Annotated in this window: 7 protein-coding genes; 1 reads left to right on the top strand and 6 read right to left on the bottom strand. The window is 52.9% G+C overall.

Annotated elements, in window-relative coordinates; all coding sequences use genetic code 11:
* Positions 1-12: 12 nt before the first annotated feature.
* From pyrG to rlmD, 4 genes are all read right to left on the bottom strand, one after another.
* Complete coding sequence (pyrG, locus tag OGV74_RS06820; protein WP_003034127.1) at positions 13-1,650, bottom strand: glutamine hydrolyzing CTP synthase; 1,638 nt, start codon at positions 1,648-1,650, stop codon at positions 13-15.
* A 224-nt stretch (positions 1,651-1,874) separates the two neighbouring features.
* Entirely contained in the window at positions 1,875-2,666 is a 792-nt protein-coding gene (gene mazG / locus OGV74_RS06825; protein WP_003840346.1) for a nucleoside triphosphate pyrophosphohydrolase, read from the bottom strand.
* 123 nt (positions 2,667-2,789) lie between these two features.
* On the bottom strand, positions 2,790-5,024 hold the full coding sequence (gene relA / locus OGV74_RS06830) for a GTP diphosphokinase (protein WP_003034123.1): 2,235 nt from the start codon (positions 5,022-5,024) through the stop codon (positions 2,790-2,792).
* Positions 5,025-5,124: 100 nt separating this feature from the next.
* Positions 5,125-6,423 carry a 23S rRNA (uracil(1939)-C(5))-methyltransferase RlmD gene (rlmD, locus tag OGV74_RS06835; RefSeq protein WP_086504503.1) on the bottom strand — a complete coding sequence of 433 codons (1,299 nt, stop codon included), beginning with the start codon at positions 6,421-6,423 and terminating at the stop codon, positions 5,125-5,127.
* A 57-nt stretch (positions 6,424-6,480) separates the two neighbouring features.
* Here rlmD and barA point away from each other — a divergent pair, with 57 nt between their 5' ends.
* Positions 6,481-9,237, top strand: a complete 2,757-nt coding sequence (gene barA / locus OGV74_RS06840) for a two-component sensor histidine kinase BarA (RefSeq protein ID WP_003840349.1) — start codon at positions 6,481-6,483, stop codon at positions 9,235-9,237.
* A gap of 43 nt (positions 9,238-9,280) precedes the next feature.
* Here barA and OGV74_RS06845 read toward each other — a convergent pair whose 3' ends face one another.
* On the bottom strand, positions 9,281-10,423 hold the full coding sequence (locus OGV74_RS06845) for a glycerate kinase (protein ID WP_003034114.1): 1,143 nt from the start codon (positions 10,421-10,423) through the stop codon (positions 9,281-9,283).
* Between the two features lie 81 nt (positions 10,424-10,504).
* On the bottom strand, positions 10,505-11,845 hold the full coding sequence (gene gudD / locus OGV74_RS06850; protein ID WP_003840351.1) for a glucarate dehydratase: 1,341 nt from the start codon (positions 11,843-11,845) through the stop codon (positions 10,505-10,507).
* Positions 11,846-11,859 lie beyond the last annotated feature (14 nt).

Raw genomic sequence — 11,859 nt, forward strand, 5'->3', positions numbered from 1 at the left:
CTTATTTACTTCTTACTTCGCCTGACGCTTCTGATGTTCACTGGCGGCTTTCACAAAGCCGGCAAACAGCGGGTGCCCATCACGTGGCGTGGAAGTAAATTCCGGGTGGAACTGACAGGCCACGAACCACGGATGATTCGGTACCTCAATGATCTCGACCAACTGATCATCACCGGAACGGCCTGCAATACGCAGACCCGCAGCTTCAATCTGTTTCAACAGCATATTGTTGACTTCATAACGGTGGCGGTGGCGTTCAACAATTGTCGGTGCGCCGTACAGTTGACGAACCAGGCTATCGTCGCTCAACTGACACTGCTGCGCACCAAGACGCATAGTGCCGCCCAGATCGCTCTTCTCGGTACGGACTTCGACGTTGCCGTCTTCATCGCGCCATTCGGTAATCAGGGCCACCACCGGGTACTTACAGTCTGGCACAAATTCCGTGGAGTTGGCGTTGTCCATACCCACTACGTTACGTGCAAACTCAATCAACGCAACCTGCATACCCAGGCAAATGCCCAGATAAGGAATATTGTTCTCACGCGCAAAGCGCGCCGTCGCGATTTTACCTTCAACACCACGGTAGCCGAAGCCGCCAGGGATCAGGATGGCATCAAGACCTTTCAGGATCTCAACGCCACGCGTTTCGACATCTTGTGAATCGATCAGCTTGATATTGACGGTGACACGATTCTTCAGACCGCCATGCTTCAGCGCTTCGATAACTGACTTATAGGCATCCGGCAGTTCAATGTACTTGCCGACCATACCGATAGTCACTTCGCCTGCCGGATTAGCTTCTTCGTAGATAACCTGTTCCCATTCTGACAGATTAGCTTCCGGACAGTTCAAGCTGAATCGTTTACAAATATAATCGTCAAGGCCCTGAGATTTCAACAGGCCCGGGATTTTATAGATGGAATCGACATCTTTCAGAGAAATCACCGCTTTTTCCGGAACGTTACAGAACAATGCAATTTTTGCACGTTCATTAGCCGGAACTGCGCGATCGGAGCGGCAAATCAGGATATCTGGCTGAATACCGATAGAAAGCAGCTCTTTTACAGAGTGCTGAGTCGGTTTAGTTTTGACTTCACCTGCCGCCGCCATGTACGGAACCAGCGTCAGATGCATAAACAGCGTGTGCTCGCGGCCAATTTCTACGGCCATCTGGCGAATCGCTTCAAGGAACGGCAGAGATTCGATATCCCCAACGGTTCCGCCGATTTCAACCAGAACAACATCATGACCTTCACCGCCTTCCAGAACACGCTCTTTAATTGCATTCGTGATGTGCGGGATAACCTGAACGGTCGCGCCCAGGTAGTCGCCACGGCGTTCTTTACGCAGAACGTCGGAGTAGATACGACCCGTAGTGAAGTTGTTGCGGCGGCTCATTTTGGTACGAATGAAGCGCTCATAGTGACCCAGGTCCAGGTCGGTTTCAGCGCCGTCTTCGGTAACGAACACTTCCCCGTGTTGGATTGGGCTCATAGTACCTGGATCGACGTTGATGTACGGATCCAGTTTCATCATGGTTACATTGAGGCCACGGGCTTCAAGAATGGCTGCCAGGGAGGCTGCGGCAATGCCTTTTCCCAGAGAGGATACGACCCCGCCGGTCACAAAAATATAGTTCGTTGTCATGCTGGACCTGAGAAGTTAGGGTGAAACGATGGAATTACCAAGACGGGAAAGTAGTATACCCGAACATGACGAGCGCCACAAACTTTCATTATTCCTCCTCTTCACCAGGCTCACATTAACATCGGGAGTGAGAAAATAGCCCCTTTGGGGTAAATGTTTTTGACGTAAATCAAGCGCTTGTTATTTAAAAAATCACACAAATCGCCCTTGACCGACGAAATCCCTTAGAGATCAATTTCCTGCCGTTTTACCTGTTGCCAGACTTCTTCCATAGTTTCCAGATCAACACCAGTCATTTCCAGACCGCGAGCAGCCACAATTCGCTCAACCTCACGAAAACGTCGCTCAAATTTCTCGTTCGCTTTTTGCAAAGCAGTCTCTGCTTTAGTGCCTAAATGCCGGGCCATATTGACCGTGGCAAACAGCAGATCGCCCATTTCCTCCTCCAGTTTAGCCTGGTCGACAACAGCCTGCTTCGCCTCAAACATGACTTCGTCGATCTCTTCGTAAACCTTGTCGACAACCGGTCCTAATGTTTTCCAGTCGAAGCCAACATTTGAGCAGCGTTTCTGGATTTTTTGGGCGCGCATTAATGCCGGTAAACTACGGGGAATATCGTCGAGCGCGGAATGCTGTGCCTTCTCAGCACGTTCTTCGGTTTTGATTTGCTCCCAACGGGTAAGCACCTCGGTGCTGTTACTGGCAGAAACGTCAGCAAAAACATGCGGGTGGCGGCGTTCAAGCTTATCGCTTATCGCTGCGCAGATATCATCAAAGTTGAAGCGCCCTTCTTCCTGAGCCATCTGGGCGTAAAACACCACCTGGAACAGCAGATCCCCCAACTCTCCACGCAGGTCGTCGAAGTCTTCTCGCGCAATCGCGTCCAGCACTTCATAAGTCTCTTCGAGGGTGTAAGGAGCAATAGTGGCGAATGTCTGCTCTTTGTCCCACGGACAGCCGTTCTCCGGGTCGCGCAAGCGCTGCATAATACCGAGCAGTCGGTCGATTTGATTCATTGGAATATCCTGAAATTTCAATACAGTAGGCCGGATAAGGCAACATCCGGCAACATAGCAATGCCTGATGGCAACGCTAACGCGTCTTATCAGGCCTACAAGGTTATCCGGCCTACATAATGATTAATTACCGTGCAGACGACGTGCGTCGATCACATCCGGTACCTGGTTCAGCTTGCCGAGCACGCGCCCGAGCACCTGCAGGTTGTAGATTTCGATGGTCATATCAATGGTGGCAAGCTGTTGTTTGGTATCACTCCGGCTGGCAACTCCCAGCACGTTTACCTTCTCGTTGGCGAGAATCGTGGTGATATCACGTAACAAGCCACTGCGATCGTTGGCCTGGACGCGAACCACCAGCGAATACCCTGCAGAGTAACTTTCGCCCCAGACCGCATCAACAATACGTTCCGGCGCATGGGAGCGCAGCTCAGTCAGCTGTTCACAATCCGCCCGGTGCACAGAAATACCGCGTCCCTGGGTAATAAACCCGACAATCTCATCGCCTGGAATCGGCTGGCAGCAGCGAGCGATGTGGTGCATCAGGTTACCTACCCCTTCTACCACGACACGACCGTCGTCTTTACGGCGACTCTGCGGTGCGTGCGTTTTCTGCTGAAGCTGTTTCAGCGCGGCGGCATCCTGTTCGGCAGCGCTTGGCTTATTAAACTGCGCCTGCAGGAAATTCACCATCTGGTTGAGGCGGATGTCTCCTCCGCCAATCGCCGCCAGCAGTTCATCCAGCTCATTGAAACTGTAGCGCGGCAGCAGATGTTTTTCCGCTTCTTTCAGGCTGATGCCTAAATGCGCCAGCTCATCGTCGAGGATCTGGCGACCTGCAAGAATGTTCTTATCACGGTCCTGTTTACGGAACCAGGCGTGGATCTTCGAACGCCCACGACTGGTGGTTACGTAGCCAAGGTTAGGGTTCAACCAGTCGCGGCTTGGGTTTGGCTGTTTCTGGGTGATAATTTCAATTTGATCGCCCATCTGCAGTTGGTAGGTAAACGGTACGATGCGTCCACCAATTTTCGCGCCAATGCAACGATGCCCCACATCACTATGAATGTGGTAAGCAAAATCGAGCGGCGTGGAGCCTGCAGGCAGATCCACAACGTCGCCTTTCGGCGTAAAGACATACACGCGGTCATCAAAGACCTGGCTACGAACTTCATCCAGCATTTCACCGGAATCTGCCATCTCTTCCTGCCAGGCGATCAGCTTACGCAGCCATGCAATGCGATCTTCATGACCAGAGCGCGCCGCGCCTGAAGCGGTGCCCTCTTTGTACTTCCAGTGCGCCGCGACGCCCAGTTCGGCATCTTCGTGCATCTGTTTGGTACGGATCTGAATTTCAATGGTTTTCCCGCCCGGCCCCAGCACAACCGTATGGATTGACTGGTAGCCGTTGGGTTTCGGGTTCGCGACGTAGTCATCAAACTCATCCGGCAGATGGCGATAGTGAGTATGTACTATCCCGAGCGCGGCATAGCAGTCCTGTAAACGCTCTGCCACGATACGCACTGCGCGCACATCGAACAGTTCATCGAAGGCCAACTGCTTTTTCTGCATTTTGCGCCAGATGCTGTAGATATGCTTCGGACGCCCGTACACTTCAGCTTTGACGCCTTCCGTTTTCATCTCTGAGCGCAAATGACCAACGAACTCATCAATGTAATGCTCCCTGTCGATACGACGTTCATGCAGCAGCTTGGCAATGCGTTTGTATTCAGCCGGGTGCAGATAACGGAAGCAATAATCTTCCAGCTCCCATTTTAATTGCCCGATTCCCAAACGGTTGGCCAGCGGTGCATAGATATTGGTGCACTCTTTTGCCGCCAGAACGCGTTCATCTTCCGGCGCGTCTTTCACTTCACGCAGATGGGCAATCCGCTCTGCCAGCTTGATGACCACACAGCGGAAGTCATCTACCATTGCCAGCAGCATGCGGCGGACGTTATCGACCTGCTCGGAAGAAACTGAATCGGTATGCGTGGCTTTAAGCTGGCGTATCGCCGCCATATCACGCACGCCGTGGATAAGATGAACAATGGATTTGCCCACGCTCTCGCGCAGGATGTCTTCACTTACCACGTTGGCATCAGCCAGAGGGAACAGCATTGCTGCACGCAGCGTGTCGATATCCATGCTCAACATGGAGAGAATTTCTACCATCTCCACGCCACGCCACAGCAGCAGATCCGCATCCGGATGCCCCTGTGTCTGCTGGAGGCAGTACGCCCAGGTTTCGGCTAAGCGTTCACACGACTGCTGGCTGGAGATCCCCAGACTCGCGATCCATTTCTTGGGATCAAACTCACCAGCTTTATTTAAATGTGCACTTCTTACCGCAACCATCGTCCTCTCCTTAAGGGGCATGGCCTGTCGAAGTCGACAAGCCGAACCCATTGTCTTTCACACAGCATTACAAGGCGAAATCCAATGGGTATTAAGTTCATTACAAACGCTCAAACAGGACCATTGATTCCAGGTGTCCAGTGTGCGGGAACATATCGAGCATCGCCAGCCGCCGGATGGCATATCCCGCATTGAGCAAAGCATCGCTGTCACGAGCCAGCGTTGCCGGGTTACAGGATACATAAACAACGCGTATAGGTTCTAATTTTATAATATGTTGCATCACACCAGCAGCCCCCGCACGCGCAGGATCGAGCAAAACTTTGTCGAATCCGTTTTTCGCCCACGGCTGCCGGGTAACATCTTCCTCAAGGTTCTCATGAAAGAATGTCACATTGTGTAATCCGTTATTCAGTGCATTTTCCCGACCTTTTCCAACCAGCGCCGGAACACCTTCCACGCCAACCACGCTTGCTGCTCGAGTTGCCAGCGGCAGGGTAAAATTCCCCATTCCACAGAACAGATCGAGTACGCGATCTTCAGGTTGCACATCGAGCCATTCCAGCGCACGGGCCACCATTTGTTGGTTTACCCCTTCGTTAACCTGAATAAAATCGCGCGGGCTGAAGGTTAACCGTAGTCCATTTGAATCATACCAGGGCGATTCTTCTGATATTGATTCCAGTATCTCGCTTTGCGGGGCCAGAAACAAAGACAGCCCCTGAGAATGCGAAAAGCATTCCAGTTTTTCTTTATCCGCTGCACTTAATGGCGCCGTGTGGCGCAAAATCATCAGGGTTCCGCTCCCTGCCTGCACCAGTTCAACATGTCCAAGGTGGCGTAACCCTTGAAGACTTTCCAGACACGCCCTGAGATGGGGCAATAACGCTTCAAGCTGGGGCACCAAAACAGGGCATTGTTTGACATCGATAATGTCGCTGGAGCCTGATTTGCGAAACCCCATCTGCAATTTGTGTTCTTTTGGCCGATAGTTCAGGCTCAATCGGGCACGACGACGATAGCCCCACGGCGTATCAGCTATAACATCCGACACGTCACATTTCATTAAACGCGACAACGCCGCGCTTTTACTACGCTGCTGTAACGAGATGCTGGCATGCTGCTGCTGGCAACCGCCGCATACGCCAAAATGCGGGCAACGTGGCACTTCACGCTCAGGGCTGTTGTTCAAACGTCGTTTTACTTGCGCGCGGGCGAACTGTTTTTTATCTTCGGTAATCACCACCTCGGCGCTTTCCTGGGGTAGCAATTCCGGTATAAACAACGCTTTTCCGTTATGGCGAGCGACGCCCTGACCAAAAGGATCGAGGTCATTGACGGTAACGGTTATGATCTGACGCGTCGTCACGCGTCGTTTTGCAGAGTAGAATTGCGCCATCGACGAGATATTTCTCTATTTAACAGTGTGACCCTAATTGTCCCATAACGGAACTCCATGACCAACTACAGCCTGCGCGCACGCATGATGATTCTGATCCTGGCCCCGACCGTCCTGATAGGTTTGTTGCTCAGTATCTTTTTTGTTGTGCATCGCTATAACGACTTGCAGCGTCAACTGGAAGATGCTGGTGCCAGCATCATAGAACCACTCGCGGTCTCCAGCGAATATGGCATGAACCTGCAAAACAGGGAATCCATCGGCCAGCTTATCAGCGTGCTGCATCGTCGCCATTCCGATATCGTGCGGGCAATTTCTGTTTATGACGAAAATAACCGACTGTTCGTCACCTCTAATTTTCATCTCGATCCGTCTGAAATGCAGTTGGCGACAGGTTCACCGTTTCCCCGTAAGCTGAGCGTCACCCGGCACGGGGATATCATGATCCTGCGTACCCCGATTATATCGGAAAGCTATTCACCAGATGAATCCGCCGTAAGCGATGCGAAAAACACCAAAAATATGCTGGGGTATGTGGCGCTTGAGCTGGATCTTAAGTCCGTGCGATTGCAGCAGTACAAAGAGATCTTTATCTCCAGCGTAATGATGCTGTTTTGTATTGGTATTGCGTTAATTTTTGGCTGGCGTCTGATGCGCGACGTAACCGGCCCGATTCGCAATATGGTGAATACCGTTGACCGAATACGTAGAGGACAGCTCGACAGCCGCGTGGAAGGTTTCATGCTGGGCGAGTTGGATATGCTCAAAAATGGTATCAACTCGATGGCGATGTCACTTGCGGCTTACCATGAAGAGATGCAGCACAACATCGATCAGGCCACCTCTGACCTGCGTGAAACGCTGGAGCAGATGGAAATCCAGAACGTCGAACTGGATCTGGCGAAGAAACGCGCCCAGGAAGCGGCGCGTATTAAGTCTGAGTTTCTGGCTAACATGTCGCACGAACTGCGAACACCGCTGAATGGCGTGATTGGCTTCACCCGTCTTACGCTAAAAACCGAGCTCAACACCACGCAGCGCGATCACCTGAATACCATTGAACGCTCGGCTAACAATCTGCTGGCTATCATCAATGATGTACTCGACTTCTCCAAACTTGAGGCGGGCAAGCTGATTCTGGAAAGCATTCCCTTCCCGCTGCGCAGCACGCTGGATGACGTCGTTACGCTGTTAGCGCATTCATCCCATGATAAAGGGCTTGAGCTGACGCTGAATATTAAGAATGACGTGCCGGACAACGTCATCGGCGATCCGCTGCGCTTACAGCAGGTAATCACTAATCTGGTTGGCAATGCCATCAAATTTACCGAAGGCGGCAATATCGACATTCTGGTCGAGAAGCGCGCCCTTAGTAACACGAAAGTGCAGATTGAAGTACAAATCCGCGATACCGGAATTGGTATTCCTGAGCGCGATCAGTCACGCTTGTTCCAGGCCTTCCGCCAGGCGGATGCCAGTATTTCCCGCCGCCACGGCGGTACCGGGCTGGGCCTGGTCATTACGCAAAAACTGGTCAACGAAATGGGCGGGGATATCTCCTTCCATAGTCAACCGAACCGGGGTTCCACGTTCTGGTTCCATATCAGCCTCGATCTTAACCCTAACGTTCTCGTTGACCGCTCAACCACGCTCTGCCTGGCCGGTAAACGACTGGCCTACGTCGAACCGAACGCCACTGCCGCACAGTGCACGTTAGATATCTTGAGCGAAACGCCGTTGGAGGTGATTTACAGCCCTTCATTCTCCGGGCTGCCGAAGGATCACTACGATATTCTGCTGCTCGGCATTCCGGTCACTTTACGCGAACCGCTCACCATGCAGCATGAGCGGCTGGCAAACGCTGCGGCGATGACCGACTTTTTGTTACTGGCCCTGCCTTGCCATGCGCAGATTAACGCCGAGAAGTTAAAACAGGGCGGCGCGGCGGCATGTCTGTTGAAACCTCTCACCTCAACTCGCTTACTGCCTGCGCTGACAGAGTATTGTCAGGTGAATCACAGCGCGGATCCGCTGCTGTTAGACGATAGCAAAATCGCAATGACCGTTATGGCGGTAGACGACAACCCGGCGAACCTCAAGCTGATTGGCGCACTGTTGGAAGATAAGGTGCAGCACGTCGTGCTCTGCGACAGTGGGCATCAAGCGGTGGATCGCGCCAGACAAATGCAATTTGATCTGATCCTGATGGATATTCAGATGCCAGACATGGACGGCATTCGCGCTTGCGAACTAATCCACCAGCTTCCTCATCAACAGCAGACACCGGTCATTGCGGTCACCGCACACGCCATGGCCGGGCAGAAAGAGAAGCTGCTCAGCGCCGGGATGAACGATTACCTGGCGAAGCCTATCGAGGAAGATAAGCTGCATAATCTGCTGTTACGCTACAAACCCGGCGCAAGCACAGCGCTTAGGGCGATCGCCGTTGAACCCGTTGAGCCGGTCGTCAATCCGAATACAACGCTCGACTGGCAACTGGCATTAAGGCAAGCTGCGGGTAAGAACGATTTGGCGCGGGATATGCTGCAAATGCTGCTCGATTTTCTGCCCGAAGTACGTAACAAAATTGAAGAACAGCTGGTCGGTGAAAACCCTGAAGGGCTGGTGGATATGATCCACAAGCTGCACGGCAGCTGCGGTTATAGCGGCGTTCCCCGCATGAAAAACCTGTGTCAGCTTATTGAGCAGCAATTACGTAGCGGGACCAAGGAAGAAGAGCTGGAGCCTGAGTTTTTAGAGCTTCTGGATGAAATGGACAACGTTGCGCGCGAAGCGAAGAAGTTGTTGGGGTAATATTCGCAGGAAGGCGGCGTGACCGCCTTATCCAACCTACAACTCAGCGTAATTGCTGCCCGGCTTTAAGCGTTGCGGCCACGTTTCGCGCCGTCATTCGTACGTTGTCGCTCGCGTTCTTTAGCGCCTCATCCAGGGTACAGATGGTATAGATGACACTGAAAACCGCATCCAGCCCATGCTCGTGGACCACACCGACATCCGCCGTCAGGCTACCGGCAATGCCGATAACCGGTTTGTTGTAACGCTTTGCGACCTTCGCCACGCCAACCGGAACCTTACCGTGAATGGTCTGACTATCAATGCGCCCTTCACCCGTTACCACTAAATCCGCATCCGCAACGCAGGCGTCAAGGTGCAACGCATCCGTTACTATCTCAATACCGCAGCGCAACTGTGCGCCGCAAAACGCATATAGCGCCGCCCCCATACCACCAGCGGCGCCACCGCCGGCCAGATCCAGCACGTTGACGTCCAGATCGCGGACAATGAGTTGCGCATAGTGCGTGAGTGCCCGATCCAGGCGGGAAATCATCTCCGGCGTCGCCCCTTTTTGCGGGCCAAAAACCGCAGAAGCGCCCTCTTCACCGGTCAACGGATTAGTCACGTCGCAAGCCACTTCAATACGACACGCAGCAAGTCGCTGGTCTAACTGAGAAATATCAATCCGAGCGAGCGATTCGAGGCCAGCCCCGCCATGGGCAATATCGTTATTTTGCGTATCCAGCAATTTTGCTCCCAGCGCTTGCACCATCCCGGCACCGCCATCATTGGTGGCACTTCCGCCAATTCCAATGATGATATGCTCAACGCCAGCGTCCAACGCATGACGGATTAACTCCCCGGTTCCCCAGGATGTCGTTTTCAGCGGATCGCGTAACCCCGCAGGAACCTGTTCCAGTCCGCTGGCGGCCGCCATTTCGATAAACGCCGAGCGCTCATCACCGGATAAACCATAAAATGCCTGAATTGTGTTGCCCAAAGGGCCGGTAACATCAACATGCACAAGGTGACCTTGCGTTGCGGCAACCATCGCTTCGACCGTTCCTTCACCGCCATCTGCAACCGGAATCTTCACGTAATCCGCATCAGGCCAGATCTCACGAAACCCCTGCTCAATAGCCGTTGCCACTTCAAGCGCACTCAAACTTTCCTTATAGGAATCCGGTGCGATTACTATTTTCATAAAGCATCCTTACGCATGTTGACTGTGTTAAGCATATACCAGGATAAAAACCGCCCCTCAATGGGAGCGGTCCCAGCTCACTTAGCGTACCATGCACGGACGCTTATTATCAAACGTCCAGTTCGGGATCAGATACTGCATTCCCATCGCATCATCACGCGCCCCCAGCCCATGTTGCTGGTACAGCTCATGCGCTTTCATGACCTGATCCATATCCAGCTCCACGCCCAGACCCGGTTTTGCCGGAACCTGCACCATGCCGCCTTTGATTTCAAATGGCTCTTTGGTCAGGCGTTGATTGCCTTCCTGCCAGATCCAGTGGGTGTCAATCGCGGTAATTTTGCCCGGAGCCGCTGCCGCGACATGCGTAAACATCGCCAGCGAAATATCAAAGTGGTTGTTGGAGTGCGATCCCCAGGTCAACCCAAACTCATGGCACATTTGCGCCACGCGGACAGAACCCTGCATGGTCCAGAAGTGCGGGTCCGCCAGTGGGATATCCACGGACTGCAGCGACAGCGTATGCCCCATCTGACGCCAGTCGGTAGCGATCATGTTGGTGGCGGTCGGCAGACCGGTAGCGCGGCGGAATTCCGCCATCACTTCACGACCAGAGAAGCCCTGCTCGGCTCCGCACGGATCTTCCGCATAGGCCAGAGAACCCTTCAGATATTTGCCGATCTTAATCGCTTCATTTAGCGACCACGCGCCGTTCGGATCCAGCGTGACGCGGGCCTGCGGGAAACGCTTCGCCAGCGCAACGATAGATTCTGCTTCCTCAACACCTGCCAGCACGCCGCCTTTCAGTTTAAAGTCGTTGAAACCATACTTCTCATACGCAGCTTCCGCCAGGCGCACTACCGCATCCGGGGTCATCGCCTCTTCATGACGCAGACGATACCAGTCGCACTTCTCATCCGGCTGACTCTGGTACGGCAGCGGCGTTGCCTTACGGTTACCGACAAAGAACAGATAACCCAACATTTCAACTTCGCTACGCTGCTGTCCATCCCCCAGCAGAGAGGCGACGTTTACGCCCAGATGCTGACCTAACAGATCCAACATGGCCGCTTCGATCCCAGTAACCACATGAATAGTGGTACGTAAATCAAAGGTCTGCAAACCGCGACCGCCCGCATCACGATCGGCAAAAGTATTGCGTACCGCATTCAGCACGTTTTTGTATTCACCTAACGTTTTGCCTACCACCAGCGGGATAGCATCTTCCAGCGTTTTGCGGATTTTTTCTCCGCCGGGAATTTCACCCACGCCGGTATGACCGGAGTTATCTTTAATAATCACAATATTGCGCGTGAAGAATGGAGCATGTGCGCCGCTCAGGTTCATCAGCATACTGTCATGACCCGCAACCGGAATAACCTGCATAGAGGTAACCAATGGGGTAGAAAATTGTGCGCTCATAATTAAGTCCTTAT

Origin of the sequence: Citrobacter sp. Cf116, from assembly GCF_030336505.1 — a bacterium.
Lineage (GTDB): Bacteria > Pseudomonadota > Gammaproteobacteria > Enterobacterales > Enterobacteriaceae > Citrobacter > Citrobacter freundii.

Bases quoted from the DNA above. Each gene is read 5' to 3' on its own strand.
- pyrG (WP_003034127.1), bottom strand. From the start codon at position 1,650: ATGACAACGAACTATATTTTTGTGACCGGCGGGGTCGTATCCTCTCTG.
- mazG (WP_003840346.1), bottom strand. From the start codon at position 2,666: ATGAATCAAATCGACCGACTGCTCGGTATTATGCAGCGCTTGCGCGAC.
- relA (WP_003034123.1), bottom strand. From the start codon at position 5,024: ATGGTTGCGGTAAGAAGTGCACATTTAAATAAAGCTGGTGAGTTTGAT.
- rlmD (WP_086504503.1), bottom strand. From the start codon at position 6,423: ATGGCGCAATTCTACTCTGCAAAACGACGCGTGACGACGCGTCAGATC.
- barA (WP_003840349.1), top strand. From the start codon at position 6,481: ATGACCAACTACAGCCTGCGCGCACGCATGATGATTCTGATCCTGGCC.
- OGV74_RS06845 (WP_003034114.1), bottom strand. From the start codon at position 10,423: ATGAAAATAGTAATCGCACCGGATTCCTATAAGGAAAGTTTGAGTGCG.
- gudD (WP_003840351.1), bottom strand. From the start codon at position 11,845: ATGAGCGCACAATTTTCTACCCCATTGGTTACCTCTATGCAGGTTATT.